General features: G+C 58.3%; 24 protein-coding genes. 4 read left to right on the forward strand and 20 right to left on the reverse strand.

Annotated features, from left to right (window positions below; all coding sequences use genetic code 11):
• Positions 1–374: 374 nt before the first annotated feature.
• On the forward strand, positions 375–1181 hold the full coding sequence (locus FPT12_RS07605) for a cytochrome c (protein WP_145015418.1): 807 nt from the start codon (positions 375–377) through the stop codon (positions 1179–1181).
• Positions 1182–1326: 145 nt separating this feature from the next.
• Here the strand turns inward: FPT12_RS07605 and FPT12_RS07610 are convergent, their stop codons facing one another.
• The 14 genes from FPT12_RS07610 to FPT12_RS07675 form a co-directional block, all read right to left on the reverse strand.
• On the reverse strand, positions 1327–2130 hold the full coding sequence (locus FPT12_RS07610; RefSeq protein ID WP_145015420.1) for a transglutaminase family protein: 804 nt from the start codon (positions 2128–2130) through the stop codon (positions 1327–1329).
• Positions 2127–3077: an alpha-E domain-containing protein gene (locus tag FPT12_RS07615; RefSeq protein WP_145015422.1), complete on the reverse strand. Its 951-nt coding sequence runs from the start codon at positions 3075–3077 to the stop codon at positions 2127–2129. The genes FPT12_RS07610 and FPT12_RS07615 overlap by 4 nt, the downstream gene beginning before the upstream one ends.
• Before the next feature lie 12 nt (positions 3078–3089).
• Positions 3090–4499, reverse strand: coding sequence for a circularly permuted type 2 ATP-grasp protein (locus FPT12_RS07620; RefSeq protein ID WP_145015424.1), 1410 nt, complete (start codon positions 4497–4499; stop codon positions 3090–3092).
• Between the two features lie 302 nt (positions 4500–4801).
• A complete protein-coding gene (locus tag FPT12_RS07625; protein ID WP_019689386.1) occupies positions 4802–5143 on the reverse strand; it encodes a ribonuclease E inhibitor RraB in 342 nt (113 codons plus the stop codon).
• 211 nt (positions 5144–5354) lie between these two features.
• Positions 5355–5591 carry a hypothetical protein gene (locus tag FPT12_RS07630; protein ID WP_145015426.1) on the reverse strand — a complete coding sequence of 79 codons (237 nt, stop codon included), beginning with the start codon at positions 5589–5591 and terminating at the stop codon, positions 5355–5357.
• A gap of 137 nt (positions 5592–5728) precedes the next feature.
• Entirely contained in the window at positions 5729–6334 is a 606-nt protein-coding gene (locus FPT12_RS07635; protein WP_145015428.1) for an START domain-containing protein, read from the reverse strand.
• A gap of 41 nt (positions 6335–6375) precedes the next feature.
• On the reverse strand, positions 6376–6630 hold the full coding sequence (locus FPT12_RS07640) for a YkgJ family cysteine cluster protein (RefSeq protein ID WP_123583055.1): 255 nt from the start codon (positions 6628–6630) through the stop codon (positions 6376–6378).
• 167 nt (positions 6631–6797) lie between these two features.
• Positions 6798–7301 (reverse strand): translation initiation factor 2, encoded by a 504-nt coding sequence (locus FPT12_RS07645; RefSeq protein WP_145015430.1) that lies wholly within the window; start codon positions 7299–7301, stop codon positions 6798–6800.
• 91 nt (positions 7302–7392) lie between these two features.
• A complete protein-coding gene (locus tag FPT12_RS07650; RefSeq protein WP_145015431.1) occupies positions 7393–8832 on the reverse strand; it encodes a PLP-dependent aminotransferase family protein in 1440 nt (479 codons plus the stop codon).
• A gap of 201 nt (positions 8833–9033) precedes the next feature.
• Positions 9034–9846, reverse strand: a complete 813-nt coding sequence (locus FPT12_RS07655; protein WP_123583058.1) for an OmpA family protein — start codon at positions 9844–9846, stop codon at positions 9034–9036.
• Positions 9843–10199, reverse strand: coding sequence for a DUF4398 domain-containing protein (locus FPT12_RS07660; RefSeq protein WP_145015432.1), 357 nt, complete (start codon positions 10197–10199; stop codon positions 9843–9845). The genes FPT12_RS07655 and FPT12_RS07660 overlap by 4 nt, the downstream gene beginning before the upstream one ends.
• 9 nt (positions 10200–10208) lie before the next feature.
• Positions 10209–11033: an ABC transporter substrate-binding protein gene (locus tag FPT12_RS07665; protein WP_145015434.1), complete on the reverse strand. Its 825-nt coding sequence runs from the start codon at positions 11031–11033 to the stop codon at positions 10209–10211.
• Positions 11034–11115: 82 nt separating this feature from the next.
• Positions 11116–12045, reverse strand: a complete 930-nt coding sequence (locus FPT12_RS07670) for an electron transfer flavoprotein subunit alpha/FixB family protein (RefSeq protein WP_145015436.1) — start codon at positions 12043–12045, stop codon at positions 11116–11118.
• A gap of 2 nt (positions 12046–12047) precedes the next feature.
• Complete coding sequence (locus FPT12_RS07675; protein ID WP_145015438.1) at positions 12048–12797, reverse strand: electron transfer flavoprotein subunit beta/FixA family protein; 750 nt, start codon at positions 12795–12797, stop codon at positions 12048–12050.
• A 547-nt stretch (positions 12798–13344) separates the two neighbouring features.
• Here FPT12_RS07675 and FPT12_RS07680 point away from each other — a divergent pair.
• Positions 13345–15009 carry an electron transfer flavoprotein-ubiquinone oxidoreductase gene (locus FPT12_RS07680; protein WP_145015440.1) on the forward strand — a complete coding sequence of 555 codons (1665 nt, stop codon included), beginning with the start codon at positions 13345–13347 and terminating at the stop codon, positions 15007–15009.
• 89 nt (positions 15010–15098) lie between these two features.
• Here FPT12_RS07680 and FPT12_RS07685 read toward each other — a convergent pair whose 3' ends face one another.
• A complete protein-coding gene (locus tag FPT12_RS07685) occupies positions 15099–15989 on the reverse strand; it encodes an AraC family transcriptional regulator (protein ID WP_145015442.1) in 891 nt (296 codons plus the stop codon).
• 180 nt (positions 15990–16169) lie between these two features.
• Here FPT12_RS07685 and FPT12_RS07690 point away from each other — a divergent pair, with 180 nt between their 5' ends.
• The gene (locus FPT12_RS07690; RefSeq protein ID WP_145015444.1) at positions 16170–17222 is read left to right on the forward strand and encodes an NAD(P)-dependent alcohol dehydrogenase; all 1053 of its coding nucleotides are present in this window, start codon (positions 16170–16172) and stop codon (positions 17220–17222) included.
• A 102-nt stretch (positions 17223–17324) separates the two neighbouring features.
• Here the strand turns inward: FPT12_RS07690 and FPT12_RS07695 are convergent, their stop codons facing one another.
• The 4 genes from FPT12_RS07695 to FPT12_RS07710 form a co-directional block, all read right to left on the reverse strand.
• On the reverse strand, positions 17325–18206 hold the full coding sequence (locus FPT12_RS07695) for a hypothetical protein (protein ID WP_145015446.1): 882 nt from the start codon (positions 18204–18206) through the stop codon (positions 17325–17327).
• Between the two features lie 63 nt (positions 18207–18269).
• On the reverse strand, positions 18270–19064 hold the full coding sequence (locus FPT12_RS07700; protein ID WP_145015448.1) for an IclR family transcriptional regulator: 795 nt from the start codon (positions 19062–19064) through the stop codon (positions 18270–18272).
• A gap of 60 nt (positions 19065–19124) precedes the next feature.
• Positions 19125–19754 carry a 2-dehydro-3-deoxy-6-phosphogalactonate aldolase gene (locus FPT12_RS07705; protein ID WP_145015450.1) on the reverse strand — a complete coding sequence of 210 codons (630 nt, stop codon included), beginning with the start codon at positions 19752–19754 and terminating at the stop codon, positions 19125–19127.
• Between the two features lie 9 nt (positions 19755–19763).
• Entirely contained in the window at positions 19764–20759 is a 996-nt protein-coding gene (locus FPT12_RS07710; protein ID WP_145015452.1) for a 2-dehydro-3-deoxygalactonokinase, read from the reverse strand.
• 198 nt (positions 20760–20957) lie between these two features.
• On the opposite strand from FPT12_RS07710, the gene FPT12_RS07715 reads away from it, so the two are divergent.
• Complete coding sequence (locus FPT12_RS07715; protein ID WP_145015454.1) at positions 20958–21401, forward strand: hypothetical protein; 444 nt, start codon at positions 20958–20960, stop codon at positions 21399–21401.
• Here the strand turns inward: FPT12_RS07715 and FPT12_RS07720 are convergent.
• Positions 21398–21877 (reverse strand): GNAT family N-acetyltransferase, encoded by a 480-nt coding sequence (locus FPT12_RS07720; RefSeq protein WP_145015456.1) that lies wholly within the window; start codon positions 21875–21877, stop codon positions 21398–21400. The genes FPT12_RS07715 and FPT12_RS07720 overlap by 4 nt on opposite strands.
• Positions 21878–21981 lie beyond the last annotated feature (104 nt).

Genomic DNA, 21981 nt, shown 5'->3' on the forward strand with positions numbered 1-21981 from the left:
CGAAATGGATCTAAAGCACAGCCTGCGGGGCCCCTAAGGTAAACCGTACGAGGTTGTCGTCGGGTTTTGCCGAGGCGCCCGTGAGAAAAGCACTACAGCGCTTTGCCGTCATGGAGAAATGCAGGCAAGCATTCGACGCTCAGGAAATAACAAAAAAAGGCAAACAGCCATGTTCAAACATTCGAAAGTGCGTCAAGCCGGGCTCATTTTATTCGCCACTACGCTGTTACTGATTTTGCCGAACCTAACCAAAGTGATCGGATAATCAAGCGTGGTTGTTGACGACGCCTCACTAAAAAACTGACTCGCTCGCTATCCGGGTCGGCGTGCGTGTGCCAACCTTTACGGCATACCTTCGACAGGATGGCGATCACTTGAAAGCTCTACTTTTGCTTGGGGCCTTGCTGCTCAGCACGCCCTCGTATGCCGCACAGCTGGTGCTCGACCTGGGCACCGGCAGCCGAACCTGGAAAACCGAGGAGCTGCTCAAGCATCCTCAGGTTCAGACGATTCAGATCACCGACGATGTTTCCTACAAAAGGAACATGAGTTATCGCGCGGTGCCGCTGGCGGCGTTGTTGACCGGCATCAAGGCTGACGACCACTTGCAAGCAGTGGCTCTGGACGGTTTCGCTGCCGAACTGGCTGCTGCGCCGTTGCTCAACACGGTAGGTGCGCAGGCGTGGCTGGCCATTGAAGACCCGGCCAACCCTTGGCCAGCGCTGGCGGAAGGCAAACCCGGCGCCGGACCGTTTTATCTGGTGTGGACCAACCCTCAGGCCGGCCATATCAGCCCTGAGCAATGGCCATTCCAGGTAGCCAGTATCAAACGCCTGGCGGCGGTCGGCGTGCGCTTCCCTGCCCTGCTTCCAGACCCGGCGCTCGCCGCCAATGACCCGGTGAATCTGGGCTATGCGTTGTTCCAGAAAAACTGCCTGGCGTGCCACCGTCTGAACGGTGCGGGCGATGCGCAGTTTGGTCCGGACCTGAACATCCCCTTCAGCCCTACCGAGTACTTTGGCGCTGAATTCCTCAAGCGCTATATCCGCGACCCGCAAAGCTTGCGCCAATGGCCACAGGCAAAAATGCCGGGGTTCTCGACACAAGTATTGTCGGATGAGGAGCTGACGTTGCTGGTGGGATATTTGAAGCATATGGCGGGGCGTAAGCAGCAGCCCTGATAGCTTCGATCGTTCCCACGTCGAGGCGTCGAACCGTCTGCGTGGTAACGCCGCCACGGACGCTCCGCGTTCGGCTCTGGATGTGACGCAGAGCGTCACGGGATGCATTCCCACGCGGAGCGTGGGAACGATCAACGTCTGCCACTTACTGCTGCTGAGCGGCGATCACCGGGGTTGGCGCGACGAACACCTTGGCGTGCATCTGGTCCCCGCCACCGCCACGACGCATGCCACGTACCGGGCAGGCATCGAGATAGTCGAGGCCCACCGCCAGCTTCAGATGACGCTCGGGTCTGGCCAGTTCATTGGTGACATCGAAGCTGTACCACGCGTCGTCAAGCCAGGCTTCAGCCCAGGCGTGACTGGCCAGGTGCTCGCTGTTTTCGCTGTACAGATAACCCGACACATACCGCGCCGGAATCCCCAGGCTACGCGTGCAAGCGAGAAACGCGTGGGCGTGATCCTGGCAGACCCCGGCGCGCCCGGCGAATGCTTGAGCGGCGCTGGTGTCGACTTCGGTGGAGCCCGGCGTGTAGGTCATGTGCTGGTTGAGACCATGCATCAGGTCGATCAACGCTGTGCGATCACGGCGTTGGCGACATTGCTTCTCGGCGAATGCGCGTAACGCTTCATCCGCCTCGGTCAGGCGAGTGAAACGCAAGAACGGCAGCGCCGACTGGCTCTCATGCTCGGCCTCACGCAACTCATCGATGTCCACCTGCCCCCTCGCGCCGATGATGATCGCCGCATGGGGCTCGTCCATCGTCAGCACATGCAGGATGTTGCCAAACGGATCGAGTTGCGCGCGCACTGGCCGTGGCAGGTCGAGCTGCCAGCTCAGTACGTGCTGACGCTCGCTGTCGTGAGGCGTCAGTCGCAAATACTGGATGCTTGCCCGCACCTGATCTTCGTAGTGATAGGTGGTCTCGTGGCTAATGGAAAGTCTCATGCAGCCTCCAGATAGGAACTGTGTATGGCGTTGCCCAACTGGCGCACCAGCGGGATGAACTCGGTCAGCCAGGCGTGCAGGCCTTCGTCGAGGATTTCGTTGATGCCGGTGTAACGCAACCGTGCGTCCATTTCTGCCGCCAAACGCTGCGCAGGACGGCCGTTGACCCCCGACAGGCTGGCGAGGATCTGGTCGATTTCTTCAGTGCAGGCACGCAGCGAACGCGGTACGTCAGCACGCAGCAGCAACAGCTCGGCGACGTGCCGCGCGCCAGGTGCGTCGCGGTAGATCTCGGTGTACGCCTCGAACGACGACAAGGCCCGCAGCAGTGCACTCCACTGGTAATACGCGTGGGCCGTGCCGTCGCTGACCGCCTCGGCTTGGTCGCCGGCCATTTCGTAGCGGGCATCGAGCAGGCGCAGCGTGTTGTCGGCCCTTTCGATGAAGGTCCCCAGGCGAATGAAGCGGAAGGCATCGTTGCGCATGATGGTGCCGTAGCACGCGCCCCGGAACAGGTGGGAACGTTCTTTGATCCACTCGCAAAAACGGCTCATGCCATAACGACTGAGGCCCTGTTCGGCGATACCGCGAATCTCCAGCCAGGTCGCGTTGATGTTCTCCCACATGTCGGCGGTGATTCGCCCACGCACTGCGTGAGCACTGGCCCGCGCGGCGCCGAGACAACTGTAGATACTGGCCGGGTTCGCCGCATCCAGGGCGAAGAAGTGCAGCAAACGCTCGGCGTGCAATTGACCGTGGCGCTCAAGGTAATCGTCCAGCGTGCCGGTGATCAGCAAGGGCATCGCCAATTCGTGCAGACCATCACCGCGGCCATCCTGTGGCATCAATGACAGCGAATAACTGATATCGAGCATCCGTGCGAGGTTTTCCGCCCGCTCCAGGTAACGCGACATCCAGTACAAATCCGAGGCAGTTCTACTTAACATGGCAGGCTTCCTTCAATCCTCGACCACCCAGGTGTCCTTGGTTCCGCCACCCTGGGACGAGTTGACCACCAGGGATCCTTCGCGCAGGGCTACACGGGTAAGGCCACCGGGGACGACCCGGGTTTCGCGGCCAGACAGAACAAACGGGCGCAAGTCGATGTGCCGCGGGGCAATGCCGTTTTCGACAAACGTCGGACAGGTCGACAGGGACAACGTCGGTTGGGCGATATACGCGTGGGGCTTGGCCTTGATGCGTGCGCGGAACGCTTCGATCTCGGCAGCGGTGGCTGCAGGCCCGACCAGCATTCCGTAACCACCGGAACCCTGGGTTTCCTTGACCACCAACTCAGGCAGGTTCGCCAGCACGTGAGAAAGCTCTGACGGATTGCGACACTGCCAGGTCGGCACGTTCTTCAGGATCGGTTCTTCGTCCAGGTAGAAACGAATCATGTCGGTCACGAATGGATAAACCGACTTGTCGTCCGCGACACCGGTGCCGATGGCATTTGCCAGCACCACATTGCCGGAACGATAAGACGATAGCAGCCCTGGAACGCCGAGCATCGAATCCGGGTTGAACGCCAACGGATCGAGGAACGCATCGTCGAGGCGGCGGTAGATCACGTCGACGGCTTGCGGGCCGTCGGTGGTGCGCATGAACACCTTGTCGTCGCGCACGAACAAGTCCGCACCCTCCACCAGCTCAACACCCATCTCCCGCGCCAGAAACGCGTGCTCGAAAAACGCACTGTTGAAGCGGCCGGGAGTCAGTACCACGACACTCGGATTGTCCAGTGGGCTGGAGCTTTTCAGCGTGTCGAGCAACAGGTTCGGATAATGATCGATGGGCGCGATGCGCTGGGCGGCGAACAACTCGGGGAAGAGCCGCATCATCATCTTGCGGTCTTCAAGCATGTAGCTGACGCCGCTGGGCGTGCGCAAATTGTCTTCGAGCACGTAGTACGTGCCGTCGCCATCGCGCACCAGATCGACGCCAGAGATGTGCGAATAGATATCGCGATGCAGATCCAGCCCTTGCATGGCCAACTGGTATTGCTCGTTGGCCAGCACTTGTTCGGCCGGGATGATGCCGGCCTTGATGATGCGCTGCTCGTGGTACAGGTCGGCGAGGAACATGTTCAATGCCTTGACCCGCTGAATACAGCCGCGCTCGACGATCCGCCATTCGCTGGCGGGGATGCTGCGGGGAATGGTGTCGAAGGGAATCAGGCGCTCTGTCCCCTGCTCATCACCATAGAGCGTGAAGGTTATCCCGGCACGATGAAATAACAGATCGGCCTCGCGTCGCCGTTGTGCCAAAAGCTCGTCAGGCGTTTCAGCTAACCAACGGGCGAACTCCCGATAGTGCGGGCGGACCAGGCCGCCAGCGTCGTACATTTCATCAAAATAGGTGCGGATCATGCCGTACTCCTTGTCACCCGGACACCTGGACTTCGCAAGGCCCGTGCCAGCGGCATAAACGCTTTACTATCAATCGGTTGGATAATCGTCGAAGACACGTCGCACCAATCCTGTGCAGCCAATGCCTCAACCTGTTCGTCCCCCGCTTCATTGCGAAGCAATGCTCATGGTCATTACCGACATAGCCAGAGTTGGTTTCACGGCCTGCGTGCGGTTGCGATCCTTTGACTTCTCAATGTCCGAAAACGAAAACGGCCAACCCTGAGGTCAGCCGTTGCTGAGTGTTGTCGCTGTTCATAGTGTTATGCGAGTAGCCCTCGTACCTCCTGCTTGACGCCCCATCCTTCGATAATCCCACCCAAAGGCTCGACCACCGCCTCAAAGTCCTGTTCGAAGTCGCCGATGCCGCCGTAAGTGGCGTACATCACCTTGCTCAACTCCAGATGCCAGGCACCGTCATCACGCACGCTGACCTGCGCATTCAAGGATTCACCGCGAAAATGCCCTGCCGCCCTGCGTGCCCGCTCCTCATCCGGGAAAATGGCGTAGAACTCGATGGGATGGAACCGTGAAAAATCAAAACCGCCTTCTTTCATGCGGCGCAGCACACTGCTGCTGATGTCTTCTTGATAGGCTGTGCTCATGAAACGTCCTCCTCAAACTGATGGATAGACTTTCCGTACTCCCTGCGCCCGCAACCGAATGGTGTGGGCGATACGGCAATCAGATTGCCGCCGGGAAACAAGCATGTAGCTGACAAGACCAGACCTTAGCGATCCATTCGCTGATCTCGATTGCAGAGTAGCCCCAAGTCCGAGCTGCTGCCAAGGCCTGTTTGCGAGTCGCATCAAGTGGTTATGCAATTGGAGTGATACTGAGAATTTCAATGCTGTTCTGATCTTTCAGGCTTTTGACCGTCGGGTCATCCGTTCGCCCCTCCAGATCATTGAGATCGAGCTCGGCCGGAACAGGGAGGAATTTTGAGCGAATCAATTGCGCGGCCCGCTCCATCGTGGGTTTTTGTTCGCAATCGAATTGCTCCACGGTCTGCACACCGTGATCATCAACGAAGGTGACTTCCCACTTTTGCATCGGTGCCTCCTTGGTAAAACCCACAGATGGGCTTACAACATCTCGACCCCGAACGCCGGATAATCGTTCCCCCTGAATCCATTGGTTCGACATGAAAAAGGCCGCCGGTTGGCAGCCTCTTTGCAAAGAGCACGGAATTACTTCTCGGCGCGCTCTTTCAGGGCTTTCAAGGTATTGAAGGGTGCGTCAACAACAAACTTGTTGGCCAACCACGACGGCACGCTACCACCTGGTTCGGTGTGAACCTGATAGGTCACTTCGACCTGGTCCGCGCCTTTTGGAACAAGTTTCCAGAAACCCTGGACCTGGGTGACACGAACAAAGCCTTTTTCTTCAGGAAGGTAGGTCGGTACGCCTTCAAGCTTACGTGTCAGGCTGCCATCGGCGCCTTCGACAGTAGTCACGTGCAATACCGAGTCACGCGCAGTCACCGGCCATGGGGTGCTGAACTGAGTGTAGGTCCAGCTTTGATCGCCTTCGTGCTTGAGCAACTTCTGCACCTTGCACTCATGAATCCAGGCACACGCGCCGGGCACATCTTCCTGAAGCGCGCGCAGCTTGGCCACGGTGGTCTTCATCACGGTCACACCGCGGTAGGCCTTGTACTGAGACCCGGCGACTTCACTCAGGGAAACCTTGATTCCGTCCTCATCCTTGGCAGTTTTCCAGTCTTCAGCCTGGGCCGTCGTGGCCAGCAGAACGCTCAAACCACACAACACAGCGATACGATGCAGCGAACCCATAGTCTTATTCCTTATTGTTGAAGTTCCGTTCGTTGAACACACTACGCTGCGGTCATCTGCTCCCACCAACCAATCAACTTGATGGCTTCTTCCCGGCTGTCGCCGCACACCTCGACATCCGCCTGAAATGCGCCACATACCGCCGGCCGTTCGGGCTTACCGAAAATACTGCACAGATTATCGACAGACAGTTGCACACAACGTTCTCCCGCCGCCTTGCCGTTTGGCATGCCGGGGATGGGTGTGCTGATGGAAGGGGCAATGCAACAGGCGCCACAGCCTTCACGGCAGTTCATGACGACACGCTCCTGGCGACGGGTAATGTGTTGAATAACGTGGACTAGAGTACCCGCTAAAACAGCCGTTTGAAATTGGCCGGATAGAGGTTTTTCGCTCAAACACGCGTGACTGACCAGTCTCCGACAAAGCGTCAGGTGCGCGGGTCACAGATCAATGCGGGATTTTACTGTTTGAACTGAAACTCCAATGCCGCACCTTCGACTTCCCGGTGCTCTTCTTTGCGCATTTGCAACTGCATTTCGTTGCTGAGCAGGCGACCGTTGAGCTGGAACGGGCTGTCATCCCTGGTTTTTTCACCAAACATGGGCGGCAGTAGCGGAGCATGTTTGACTAGCGGAACAGTGCCAACAGGTTGCAACTGCTTGACCATGTCCGATGGCAGGCTCAAATCCAGCGTGGCCGGTGGCAAGTACGTGGTTCTGACCACTTCGCTCGCGGATTTTGATTTTGAAGCAATCGGTGGGCGTTTTTTCGAAGGCGTCGGCTTCTTCGCCACTTTGGTTTTTTTGACCGGAGCAGGTTTTTTGGCCGGTGCAACGGGCTTCACTTTTGCTTCAGACGTGCTGACGCGCCCCTTATCCAGAGCGGTCGCAGCCATCGCGCTGCCAGGAATGAAAACACTCAAGAGGCACGCCAACATCAAACCAGCAGGGAAAATCGCTTTCATGAACACTACAGCGCTAACGGCAGAGGGCCATATGCTCGCTTGTTGCAAGGTCCCTGACAAGCTCGCATAACAATCCAGCCCCCGGTGTGCGTCAAAAGCCGCTTGCCGTCTCCTGACAAAGCTGAGTGGCCAGCATCCCGAGTGTCATCAGCGCCCGCTCGGCTTCACGATTCCACGGCGTGCCGCAGTTCAAGCGAATGCAGTGATTGAATTGCTCGGTGTTACTGAAAATCAGCCCCGGCGCGATGCTGATGCCCTGCTGCAACGCACGTACATGCAGTTCCTGCGTATTGACCCGCCCCGGCAGGCTGACCCACAGAATGAAGCCGCCTGTGGGCCGGGTTATCTGCGTTCCCTCAGGAAAGTACTGCTGCACGGCCAACTGGAAAGCGCTGAGGTTCTTGCGGTACTCCTGGCGAATGTAGCGCAAATGACGATCATAGCCGCCGTTCTCCAGATAGGCCGCAATCCCCATCTGCGTCACGCTGCACGCCGAATGGGTGCTGAAGGTCTGCAGGCGCTGGATTTCCTGTTGGTATTTGCCGGCAATCATCCAGCCAATGCGCACACCGGGTGACAGGGTCTTGGAGAAACTGGAGCAATAGATGACCCGATCCAGTCGGTCATAGGCTTTCAGCGATTTGGTGCGGCCTTGCTCGAACATCAACTCGCCGTAAATATCGTCTTCGACAATCTGGATATCGAAGTCCGAAGCCAGACGCAGCAGTTGTTTTTGCCGCTCTTCCGGCATGGTGCCGCCCAGCGGGTTGCTCAGGCGCGTGGTCAGCACCAACGCCTTGATCGACCACTGGTTGGCGGCCAGTTGCAAGGCTTCCAGGCTCATGCCCGTCGCCGGGTCACTGGGGATCTCGATGACTTTCAAACCCAACAAATCGGCGAGCTGCAACAAGCCGTAGTAGGTCGGTGACTCAGCCGCGATCAGATCGCCGGGACGCGTCAGGACGCGCAACGACATTTGCAGCGCATCGACGCAACCATGGGTGATGACCACTTCCGATGGGTCGACCACTACGCCGGCATCACGCATGCGGATCGCCACCTGGCGACGCAACGGCTCAAACCCAGGGCTGAACATGTAACTGAACGCCCGCGGGCTGTGGAACCGCGTGACCTTGGCCAATTGCTGGTGCAGCGCCCGTACCGGCAGATAGTCGACACTGGGCACCGCTGCGCCTAGCGGGAACACCCCTTCGCGACGCGACTCGACCAACACTTGCTGAATGATACTGCTGCGCGTGACCAGACCTGGACGTTCGACACGCGCGATATCTGGCGTCGGCGCGGTCAGTGCCGGGGTCTGGTGGACGTAGTAACCCGACTGTGGACGTGCGCGAATCAGCCCCTGATCTTCGAGGTTGGCATACGCCTGAAGCACCGTCGCGTGGCTGACGTTGAGCTGCGAACTCATCTTGCGCACTGAAGGCACGCGTTCGCCGGGCTGATAGACACCACGCCGGATATCCTCAGCCAATTGCTGAGCGATACGTTGATAGAGCAATAGATTGGTCATGACGCAGCACTCGATTTCACGGGCATTTTATTCTTGTGTGAAACATTACCGGAACAGTTTAGAAGTGTACTGGGACAGTTGCCACAATAGTCGACCGTACAGTGCAGTGACAGCAAAAACTGTACTGTTTTGCGGACCATTTCGCAGGTATAAAAAAACCCGGCACCGCTGAGGGGGCCGGGTTTTCCAGTAACGCTGACCTTAGCGGGCAGCGCCGAGCTGGCCTTTTTCGTCGGAGAACACAATTTCGACCCGGCGGTTCTGCGCACGCCCCCGCTCGGAAGCGTTGGCCTCTACCGGGTATTCATCGCCGTAGCCTTCGACCTGAATGCGCTTATCTTCGATCCCCAGATCGATCAGCATGTCCGCCACCGACTGGGCGCGATCGCGCGACAGCTTGAGGTTGTCCTGCTTGCCGCCGGTGCTGTCGGTATAGCCTTCGATACGCACAACACGCTTGGGGTTGAGCTGAAGGAACTGGACAATTTTCAATACGGTGCGATTTGCCGAATTTTTCAGCTCGGCTTCACCGGTGTCGAACAGCACATCACCCAGGGTCATGACCAGACCGCGATCGGTCTGGGTCGTAGCCAGGTTGATTATTTGCTCTTCCAGCCATTTACCCTGTTGCTGCACGCTGAGCAGTTTGTTCTCGCGCAACGCCAACTGCAGGCGCTGACGCTCCAGTTCAAGCTTCGCCCCGCGTTCGTCGTTCAGCGCTTGCTCGGTGTGTTGACGGGCAATTTCGCTGTAACGCTGACTCAGGTAAGCGTAATGTTTGACATCCGGGCCGCTGCCCCAGTAGGTCGACAGGCGATCAGCCCGGGCAAGGGACTCACCTGCCCGAATCACGTCCTTGGGCGCGATGCGCAGTACGTTCGAATCTTCCTTGACCTTCTGAAAGTCAGCGCTGGCTTGTTGCAAAGCCGCCGCGCTGTGTTGACCTGCGCAGCCGGCAAGCCCCGCGCAACCCACCAGCAGCAAACCGCCCAGAATGGTGTTTTTCAGGCTCATTGGGCATCTCCCAGTTGCTTGCGCAGGCGAGTGATGCGGGTATTGAGCACGTTCAGTTTTTCCTGACTTTTCACTGTCAGAACCTTGGCCTCGGCCAGACGCGCGTCCAGTTCTGCCTGTTCGGCCTGCATACGCGCATCCTTGAACGCTTGAGTGGTCATGTCGGCCTGAGCCTGAGCGAACTTGCCTTCAGCGAGTTTCAGCTCTGGCACGTCTTCAGTCGTAGCCCCGACAGCGGCGGCCTGTTCCAGGGCCCGTTCGGTCAAACGCAATTGTTCATTCGGCGCCGGATCGGCAGCACAACCCGCCAGGGCCATAACGGCCAGGGCAGCGAAAAGAGGTCGAAGAGTCACTAAAAATCCCTACTGTTTTGGGGTGCTGACGGGTTGCTGCAAGTGTGCTTTCCAGCGCTCCAGATTGCGCTGCAGCAGGGCCTGCGTCAGGCCGGACGCGGGCAATTCTGTCATCTTTTTCGACAACTGTCCGCGTAACCATGGATCGTTGCAGGCAGAGTTGCGGGAAATGGCGAGGAACAGCCCCGGTCGGTCGATCGGTTGCGGATACGCCTGCACATCGTTGGCCATGCCCAATGTCTGCGCCATGGCCATCCCGGTATAACGCCCTGCAAGCACGTAGTCCGCGTCACCCAGCAACAACTTCTGAAAAGCCTGTGTCAGGTTCGGCAGACTCATCAAGGTCAATTGCTCTTTTGCGTACGCCTCGAAAGGTTGTGTCAAACGAGCCTTTGCCGAGACTGCACCAACATGCCCGCGCAGATCCTGCGCCTCGTTGTAGACCAATGCCGAGCCCTTGCGGGTCCAGACCAGATAGTCGTTTTCCAGCAACGGTGGCTGGATGTAATCCAGTGACTCGAATTGATTGTCCATCAGAGGCGCGTCGGCCAGCATGTCGATACGCCCGCTACGCACTTCATCCAGCGCTTGAGATCGATTGCCGGCGTACAGCAACTCGACCTTGATCCCCAACTCCCCCGCCATCTGCTGCAACAAGTCGGCGCTGGTACCGATCAAGTGTGTCGGGTCTTGCGGGTCTTGCCACAGATACGGTGGTGCATCCGGGCTGCCGGTCACCACCAGACGCTCGCATTTGCCCGCGGCAACTGAGAGCAAGGGCAAAACCGACAGGCTCAGCAGCACCCACAAGCCGCTCGAGCGACGCAAATCCATGGCGTATTTCTCCCATACTCAAATCGCAGACAATAAAAAACCCGGCCAAAAGGCCGGGCTCTTTATAAGTCAAGCCGCTGGATTAGACCAGCTTCTCAAACTCGGGGATGGCTTCGAACAAGTCCGCCACCAGGCCGTAATCGGCCACCTGGAAGATCGGTGCTTCTTCGTCCTTGTTGATCGCAACGATCACTTTGGAGTCTTTCATGCCGGCCAGGTGCTGGATCGCGCCGGAGATACCGACGGCGATGTACAGCTGTGGCGCAACGATCTTGCCGGTCTGACCGACCTGCATATCGTTCGGTACGAAACCTGCGTCGACCGCGGCGCGGGAAGCGCCAACAGCAGCGCCCAGCTTGTCGGCCAGGGCGTACAGGTGCTTGAAGTTGTCGCCGTTCTGCATGCCGCGACCGCCGGAAACGACGATCTTGGCAGCGGTCAGTTCCGGACGATCGGACTTGGCCAGTTCTTCGCCAACGAAGCTGGAAGTGCCAGCGTCGTGAGCAGCAGCAACTGCTTCAACGGCAGCCGAACCACCTTCGGCTGCAACCGGGTCGAAACCGGTAGCACGCACAGTGATGACTTTTACCGAAGCGTTGGACTGAACGGTAGCGATAGCGTTACCGGCGTAGATTGGGCGCTTGAAGGTGTCAGCGCTTTCAACCGAGATGATCTCGGAGATCTGGTCAACGTCCAGCTGAGCGGCAACGCGCGGCAGGATGTTTTTGCCGTTGGAGGTGGCGGCAGCCAGGATATGGCTGTAGCCAGCGCCCAGCTCGGCAACCAGAGGCGCTACGTTTTCTGGCAGTTGGTGTGCGTAGGCAGCGTTGTCGGCTACCAGCACTTTGGCCACGCCAGCGATTTTCGCGGCAGCTTCAGCTACAGCGCCAACGCCCTGACCGGCAATCAGTACGTGGATGTCACCACCGATTTTGGCGGCAGCCGCCACGGTGTTCAGCGTGGCCGGGGCCACTACTTTGTTGTCGTGTTCGGCGATTACCAAGATAGTCATGATCAGATTACCTTCGCTTCGTTTTTCAGTTTCTCGACCAGTTCAGCCACCGACTTAACCTTGATGCCTGCGCTGCGTGCAGCCGGCGCTTCGACTTTCAGGGTTTTGTTGGTGGAAGCGGTGGAAACGCCCAAAGCGTCAGGAGTCAGCACTTCAAGCGGCTTCTTCTTGGCTTTCATGATGTTTGGCAGGGACGCATAGCGCGGCTCGTTCAAACGCAGGTCGGTGGTGACAATGGCCGGCAGTGTCAGGGAAACTGTCTGCGCGCCGCCGTCGATTTCGCGAGTCACGGCAACTTTGTCGCCAGTGACTTCGACTTTCGAGGCGAACGTGCCCTGACCGTAACCGCTCAGTGCAGCGAGCATCTGGCCAGTCTGGTTGTTGTCGCTGTCGATGGCTTGTTTGCCAAGGATCACCAGCTGAGGCTGTTCCTTGTCGACAACCGCTTTCAACAGTTTGGCCACAGCCAGGGAAGTCAGGTCTTCGGCAGATTCGACGAGGATGGCGCGGTCGGCACCCAGAGCCAGCGCGGTGCGCAGTTGCTCTTGAGCGGTGGACGGGCCGATGGAGACGACGACGATTTCAGTCGCAACACCTTTCTCTTTCAGGCGTACGGCTTCTTCCACTGCGATTTCGCAGAAAGGGTTCATCGACATCTTGACGTTAGCGAGATCGACGCCGGAGTTGTCCGCTTTGACGCGAACCTTGACGTTATAGTCGACCACTCGTTTGACAGCTACAAGAACCTTCATGGATTCCTCGTTACTCTCCGGTGAAAAGAAAGTCGCCTAGGCGAACCTGGCGGTTGATGCTCATCGGGTACAAGGGCACCTCTAAAAACGCCGGCATTTGTAATGGGTGACCCAGCTGACGAAGCGTAATGACCGTTCGTCAGTGGTGACTAACGAGTCATTCTTTGTCGCGACGTGTAAACTTCGCGCCAAACCTGCGCTGCGCGTCACCTTGTACTGCCTTCGCCCTGTCTTTAGAGGTGCTCTTGAAACCAACAGTCAGCCTACGGCGAGCGCAAAACCGCCCGTATCTTGACCGGAACACCTATTCCGGTCAATACGCCAAAATGGCCAGTCATAAGCCGCGCTTCTTTGATTTCTCTGGGCTGGAGCAAATTCAAACAAACGTTTGTATTGGACGCTAAGAGTGGTGTAGATATAATGCGCCACCTAGAGAGAAAGGTGGCTCATCGATTGTCCTCTCCCAGCGTTGTGCAGGGATTCATGGATGCGACACCAAACCTCCAATTAGAAAAAAAACTGTTGAGCCTTGAGTAGGAGATAACCTGTGGAACGCGAATACATGGAATTCGACGTGGTCATCGTCGGTGCCGGCCCCGCTGGTCTTTCCGCCGCCTGCCGATTGAAGCAGAAGGCCACCGAAGCCGGTAAGGAAATTAGCGTCTGCGTGGTCGAAAAAGGCTCCGAAGTCGGCGCTCACATTCTGTCTGGCGCGGTGTTCGAACCTCGGGCGCTGAACGAACTGTTCCCTGACTGGAAAGAACTCGGTGCGCCGCTGAACACTCCGGTCACTCGCGATGACATCTTCGTGCTGAAAAACGCCGATGGCGCGATCAAGATTCCAGACCTCTTTGTGCCCAAGACCATGCACAACGAAGGCAACTACATCATTTCCCTGGGTAATCTGTGCCGCTGGCTGGCTCAGCAGGCCGAGAACCTGGGCGTAGAGATCTACCCGGGCTTCGCCGCTCAGGAAGCGCTGTTCGACGAAAACGGCGTGGTTCGCGGGATCATCACCGGCGACCTGGGCGTTGACCGTGAAGGCAATCCGAAAGAAGGCCTGTACACCCCGGGCATGGAGCTGCGTGGCAAGTACACGCTGTTCGCCGAAGGCTGCCGTGGCCACATCGGCAAACAACTGATCAAGCGCTTCAACCTCGACACCGATGCCGACGCCCAGCACTACGGCATTGGCCTGAAAGAAATCTGGGAAATCGACCCGGCCAAGCATCAGCCAGGCCTGGTGGTACACACTGCCGGTTGGCCGCTGGACATCATGGGCACTGAAAACACCGGTGGCTCGTTCCTCTATCACCTGGAAAACAACCAGGTGGTGGTCGGTCTGATCGTTGACCTGTCCTACAGCAACACTTACCTGTCGCCGTTCGACGAGTTCCAGCGCCTCAAGCATCACCCGGTGCTCAAACAGTACCTGGAAGGCGGAAAGCGCATCAGCTACGGCGCCCGCGCTATCTGCAAAGGTGGCCTGAACTCGCTGCCGAAGATGGTCTTCAAGGGCGGCGCGCTGATCGGTTGCGACCTCGGCACCCTGAACTTCGCCAAGATCAAAGGCAGCCACACCGCCATGAAGTCCGGCATGCTCGCCGCTGACGCCGTGGCCGACGCCCTGTTCGCAGGTTCCGAAGGTGCCGATGAACTGAACAGCTACGTTGAATCGTTCAAAGCCAGCTGGCTCTACGAAGAACTGTTCGCCAGTCGCAACTTCGGCCCGGCGATGCACAAATTCGGCCCCATCATTGGCGCTGGCTTCAACTGGCTCGACCAGAACATCTTCGGCGGCAAACTGCCGTTCACCTTGCACGACACCAAGCCGGACTATGCCTGCCTCAAGCTGGCCGCCGACAGCAAGAAGATCGACTACCCAAAACCGGACGGCAAACTCAGCTTCGACAAGCTCAGCTCGGTGTTCATCTCCGGTACCAACCACGAAGAAGAACAGCCTTGCCACCTGAAGCTGGCCGACGCGAGCATCCCGATCAGCAAGAACCTGCCGCTGTACGATGAGCCTGCTCAGCGCTACTGCCCGGCTGGCGTGTATGAAGTGATCACCAAGGAAGACGGCGAGAAGCGCTTCCAGATCAACGCCCAGAACTGTGTGCACTGCAAGACCTGCGACATCAAGGACCCTGCGCAGAACATCACCTGGGTAACGCCGGAAGGTTCTGGCGGCCCGACTTACCCGAACATGTAAGTCGTAGACTTGAACATCAAGGCTCCCGAACGGGGGCCTTTTTGTTGCCTGGAGAAAACCACACCGCCCTCTGTAGCTGCGCCTGAAATCTAAGCCACCCGCTCATCCCCCGGATTACGCTCGAAGTAGCGCTTATACTCGCGACTGAACTGCGACGTACTCTGATAACCCACCCGATGCGCAACCTGCGCCACCCCCAGCCCTTCCGACAGCAACAACTGCTGCGCCTTGAGCAATCGCAAGCGCTTCAAGTACTGCACCGGCGACAACAAGGTGCTGCGCTTGAAATGCTCGTGAAAGGTCGACGTACTCATGTTCGCGCAACTGGCCAACGTCTCGACGTTCAACGGCTCGGTAAAGTGCGCATGCAAATGACTCAAGGACGCCGCAACCCGTGCAAATTGTCCCTGTTGCTCGACCAACGCCCGCAGCACATCAGCCTGCGGACCGCGTAACGCCACGAACAATAGTTCACGCAACCGCGCCGGCCCCATGACCTGACATTCCAGCGGATCGTGCAGGCAGTGCAACAAGCGCTCGACACAGCCGCGCATACCGTCATCGAGTACTGCCGAAGTCATGGATTCGGGGGTTTGCGCAGGCGTATTGCGGCCAGACACCAGCCCCATGGCCAACACCAATTCGCCCAAAATCGCGCGGTCGATGGCAATGGAAACCCCGAGCAATGGCGCATCAGCCATGGCAAACGTTTCGCACTCGAAAGGCACCGGCAGCGCCTGAATCAAGTAATGCCCGGCACCGTACTCCAGCGTACGCGCGCCCAGATAGGCGACTTTGCTGCCTTGGGCAATGATCATCAGGCTCGGCTCATAAATCTGCGGGCCTCGCGCCACATCACAACTGGCTCTGAGTACGTGCACGCCGGGCAGACGCGTCGGCACGAAACCATCACGGGTCGCCAACGGCTGAATCAGCGCAACCAACGCGGCATTGGCATCGAGATGTCGGGTCAACAACATGGCAAAAACTTCACGAAAAAAGGGATAAAAGCATCATCGCAGGTCTGAGCGCCAATACGACGGGGTCACTGAGGATGCCGGAGGAATAGGCATAAGACGCGGAGGAATCGTCATGGCCGGTGAGGCGGACGGCGCGGAAAATCGCCCACCTCACCCGTCACTGCTTTTGCGAGGTTCACCATGTACACCGCCATCGGTTACGCCGCCCAGTCGGCCACCACTCCCCTCGCCCCGATGACCTTCGAACGTCGCAGCCCACGTGCCGATGACGTAGCGATCGAGATTCTCTGCTGCGGCGTCTGCCATTCCGACATCCACCAGGCTCGCAACGAATGGGGCATCGCGGTTTACCCTCTGATGCCCGGCCACGAAATTGTCGGCAAAGTCACCGCCATCGGCGCCAATGTCACCGCCCACAAGGTGGGTGATCTGGTTGGCGTCGGCTGCATGGTCGACTCGTGCCGCCACTGCGAAGCCTGTCATGCCGATCTTGAGCAATATTGCCTCGAAGGTCCGACCATGACCTACGCGACCCCGGACCGGGTCGACGGCAGCAACACCATGGGCGGTTACTCCGACAGCATCGTTGTCAGCGAGCACTTCGTCGTACGCATCCCCGAGGCACTCGACCCGGCCAGCGCTGCGCCGATCCTCTGCGCGGGCATCACCACCTACTCGCCGCTCAAGCACTACGGCGTGAAAGCCGGCGATAAAGTCGGGATTCTCGGCATGGGTGGCCTCGGTCACATGGGCATCAAGTTTGCCAAGGCGATGGGCGCTGAAGTGACGCTGTTCACCCGCTCGGCGAGCAAGGCCGAAGAAGGTCGCCGCCAGGGCGCGGACCACGTGATCGTCTCCACCGACGCCGAACAGATGAAGGCCGCTGCAGGTCAATTCAACTTTTTGCTCGACACCATTCCGGTACAGCACGATCTCAACCCGTACCTCGATACGCTGCGCTTCGACGGTGTGCACATTCTGGTCGGCCTGATCGAGCCGATCGATCCACCCGTCCACGCCGCCAAACTGGTGCTGGGTCGTCGGGTGCTGGCCGGCTCGTTGATCGGTGGTATCGCAGAAACCCAGGAAGTGCTGGATTTCTGCGCCGAGCACAACATCACCTGCGACATCGAAATGCTCGACATCCGCCAGATCAACGAGGCGTACAGCCGCATGATCGCCGGTGATGTGAAGTATCGTTTCGTCATCGACATGGCAACGCTTAAAGCCTGAGTCAGTCCTGTCGCTTAGCGGAGCAATCCACCGGGCTGTGAGCTCTTCGACCCAAGAGTCCCGCCCGGTTTTTTTCATTTGGGCCTGCCAATCCACCTTGGATCAGAGCCCCTCGCCAGGGACATAGACCTTTATTGTTTCAGGCTCATCGGCCCCCACTTGATGGGTGTAGCCCAAGGAGTCGGTCACACCCTCCTCCTTGCGCCCATCCATGCGCACAATAATGTAGGGAGCGTCCGGTATCGCCAAACCGGTTTCCTGGTTAACAACGCGGTACTTGTCTTTGTAGGGCGCAAACGAACTCAACAGCCCATTGTAAGGCAAACTGCTGCATACACCGCCATGGACAATGGTCTCACCGCCATTCCAAACCCATTCGTTGATACAGACAGGCTCAAACAACAACCAGGAAAACGGACGATCTTCTGGCGGCAGAATCACATAGGCGGGTGAAAGGATTTGTTTATCCACCTCGGCAATGAGGCGTGACGTCGGGATATACATGATCTTTGAATAGTACGGCCGGAAAAACCACGCGACATTCACGGCTTTACAGGGAATGTACTCCTGGGATTTCAGCAACGGGAGCAGCACTTCCTTCCTGATGTCACGTTGAGAGCTGTGATGATCCCTATCCTCGGTAAATCTGACCGAGGTCCAGAACTCGTAGCGACGATCACCCTCAACAAGATGGGCATCCTCCAGAAAACCTTGCATCGACAAGGTTATATTGTGATCGTTTGAAAAGTTCCTATCACCGTCCAGTGAGCACGTAACCCACGCATTGCCACCCGCGTTGATACCGTTGGACTTGTAGATATGCGCCAAGTCCCGATCGGACCTGAAACGTAACTCATACTGACCATAGCGTTGGTGTTTGATCGAGGTAAACTCAACCCGCGCATCAGGTACGCGTAACTGCATGCACGATGAACACAAAACAACCATCAACACCCATAACATCCGTACCATTTTCATTCCCAAGATAACGCTCCATCCCCTAAAAACCTGCTCAACCCACTGCACTGCTGATCAAACGTTAGCGGCTTATACCTTGCCTCCTAGCTCTGCCGACAGCCGAGCCGAGACTCCTTTGATCAGGGGAATCAGCTCGGCCATTTTTTCCAGCGGCATGTACGGAACCGTGCTGGCGATGCTGATGCCCGCGACGATCCGCCGACTGGCGTCGCGAACCGGAGCCGCCACACAGCGGATCGACGGTTCGTTGTCTTCCAGATCGAAGGCGTAACCACCCGCCACATACTCCAGCATGCGCTGCTGAAACTGCTCCCAGGATTGCTCGGGGTGTTGCGGCCAGAACTGACTCTTCCCCCCCGCCGGCAAGCTGATTTGATACAGCCGCTGCCATTCCTGCTGCGAGTCATCGAGCATCAGCGCCTTGCCGATCCCGGTGCGCGCCAACGGCATGCGATGACCGACTCGCGAGCGCATTTCCGGGCCATTGCGCCCCGGAATCTTGTGCAAGTACAGCACCTCGTCGCCTTCACGGATCGCCAGATGGATGGTGTCGCCGGTCAGCGCTGACAACTCGTCCAGATAGGGCCCGGCAAGGGTCACCAGCGGCAGCTCTTCGCGAGCCTGAAAACCCAACTCGATCAGCTTCGGTCCGAGCAGGTAACCCACTTGCGGCACCACGCGCAGGTATCGCTCGTCCACCAGGCAACTGGCCAAGCGGTGCGTGGTGCTGCGGGTAGTACCGATCAGCCGGGCGATTTCCTTGAGATCACGAGCACCGCCAGCCACGGCATGCACCACCGCCAAACCGCGCAGCAACGTTTGCGTGCCGGTTGGCGCGGCATTTTTCGAGAGCTCTTCCTGCATAGTCCAGCCTTACCGTTAAGCGAGTGAACGGGCGGCATTATGGTTGCCCCCGTGCCGTCACTACAACTCGAAGTGCAGCGCGTTCCAGGCTGCGACATACACCCCGGCCCGAACGGCCACTTCCGCAGGCGTGAGGCCCGGTTTGAACAACCCGGAACCCAGGCCAAAGCCTTTGACCCCGGCCTCGACAAACGCCTGCATGTTGTCTGGAGTAATCCCGCCCACTGGCACCAGCACGGTCCCGGCCGGCAATACTGCGAGCCAGGCCTTCACTACCGCCGGGCCCATCTGCTCGGCCGGGAACATCTTCAACACATCCGCGCCTTCGGCCAGTGCGGCGAATGCTTCAGTCGGTGTCGCCACACCCGGCGCCAGGTACAAGCCGGCCGCCTTTGCCGCACGCAAGACCTCGGCATCGCAGTGGGGCATGACAATCACCTGGCCACCGGCGGCTTTCACCTGCACGACCTGCTCCGGGGTCAGCACCGTACCCGCGCCGATCAGGCAATCGGCGGGCAAGGTGCTGTGCAGAATGCGGATGCTTTCATAGGGTTCAGGAGAATTGAGCGGCACTTCGATAACCCGGAAACCGGACTGGTACAGAACCTCGCCGATGGCCGCCGCCTCTTGTGGGCGCAGGCCCCGAAGGATCGCGATCAGTCCGTTTGTTGCCAGTGCTTGCTTGAGCATGTCAGACCTCTAGTCGGGTTGAACGGGAGCGGTTTTGCCGATCAGCCCGGCTGCGACCGCCAGTTGCCACAAACCGCGTTCGGTGGCTTGCTCGGCCAAGGCCACATGAGGAAAACCGCAGATAGCGAGGGCACGCTGATAGCGGGTGCAGAGTTGGGCATTGCCGATCAGAACGATCGAAGCAAGCTTTGCGCTGTGGTGGCGACGCACCGTTGCCAGCGCCGCCAGTTCATGGCCGATCAACAGACCAGACAGATAGTCAGGCTGCTGCTTGGCGCTGAGCTCACCGGTCAAGCCGAGACTGCGAGAACTGAACAGCGTCGACAATGGGCCGATCTCACCATCCGCCGACGACGCCACCTTCACGCCGCGATCAAAGGCTGCGCAGTCGAAGGCTGCACCGCGCTGTTGCGTGCGCCCGAGAATGCTGTGTTCGCTCAGCACAGCGAACAGTTCGCCAGTCATGAACGTGTCGAAATGAGTGATGCAGCCTTCGACCACTTCGACCCATTTCGAATGGCTGCCCGGCAGGCCGATCAACAGGTTGTCCCCTGCCCCGGCAGGCAGGTTTTGCAGCACGCCAAGCACCTGGGTTTCCTCGCCGCGCATCACATTCGGCAGCCGCGAACGCTGGATGACACCGGGCACGATATGCACATCGACGCCGCGCAAGCTGCGGACGGTTTGCAGGGAAGTGCCGAGGTTGGCGACATTCGCCGGAGTATCGCAGTAAGCCGCTTCACGCCAGCCCTGAGCACTGCCGACCATGCCGCAGGCAATCACCGGAAGACCAGGCTGTGCATCGAGCCAATCACCGCAGGCCTCGTCGAATGCCAGTTCAAAACCGTCGGCACACAACTGGCCGGCGATCACCCGCGGCGCTTTCGGCAACTGCATGATCCCTGACGCCAGTGACCGCTGATCGAGGACGCCAGCATTCGGGCCGAGCCTGTACGCACGAAGGGACGTCGTCCCCCAATCGAGCGCGATCAATTGCGCCAGCATCGCTTCACCTGTTTTGTTTTTGGCAGTGAGTGAGCTGGACTATAAACCTTGCGGAAGAAAAATCTCAATATGTAAATTTGAATCCCACATTATAGGATTTACAACCGTAACGAGTTTTTCTCCATCAATGCTTTTAAGATGCCAGGCCATTACCAACGATTGCGCTTATTGCCGCACCCGACACTCAAGGACGAAAACATGAGGAATGCTTTAAAGGCGCTGCTGTTCTGCGGCGTGTTCTGGTCCACTGCCGCTCTTTGCGCATCTGAAAAATTGAAGGTTGGCGATATCTGGGCCTATAAAAACAGGCCGGGAGAGGAGACATCGACCCTGACCATCCTGAAAATCGAAAACTATCCGAAACTGGGCAAAGTCGTTCATATCAGGGTCGACAACATTCGGATGATCAATCCGGTGAATGGCGGTGAGTTCAACGAAATGCCTCACCTACCCTTTCAGGCAAGGGCAATCGAACGCAGCATTACCCAACGGGTGGGGAAAACCGCAGAGATTCCAGACTTCAGTAAAGGTTATGAGGCTTGGAGGGCGGCCTTCGATCAGGGGAAGGCCGGTGTTTTCAAGATCACGGTAAGACAAACGCTCGACGGTATGATTAGTGGTAATTGGGAAGCAACGGACTAACCCTCGGCAAACTCCCGCAACACGTTGCCATCCATGCGATACCGAACCCACTCTTCCTGCGGCTGGGCGCCTAGGGATTTGTAGAAGTCGATGGCCGGGGTGTTCCATTCCAGCACGCTCCATTCGAAGCGACCGCAGTCGTTGGCGCAGGCGATTTTGGCGAGGTGGCGCAGCAGTTGTTTGCCGGCGCCGCCACCGCGTTGCTCGGGGGTGATGTAGAGGTCTTCCAGGTACAGGCAGTTGCTGCCCAGCCAGGTCGAGTAGCTGAAGAAAAACACCGCGAAGCCGATCGGCAAACCGTCGCGCAGACAGATCAGGCCATGGGCGGTAGCACCTTCGCTGAACAGACTGCGCTCGATGTCGGCGACACTGGCGATGACTTCATGCCGGGCGCGCTCGTAGTCGGCGAGTTCGGTGATGAACGCGAGAATTTGTGGCGCATCACTGGGGGTGGCCGGGCGGATTTCGATCGACATGGACGTGCCTTGTGAACAGTTGAAACCGCCATACTATGTCGGCGATCAACGCTCGTCACATGTCACTTCAAAACTTAATCTACGGGCGTCACCACAAAAGGATT

The organism is Pseudomonas sp. H3(2019) (assembly GCF_007713465.1).
Classification (GTDB): Bacteria; Pseudomonadota; Gammaproteobacteria; order Pseudomonadales; family Pseudomonadaceae; genus Aquipseudomonas.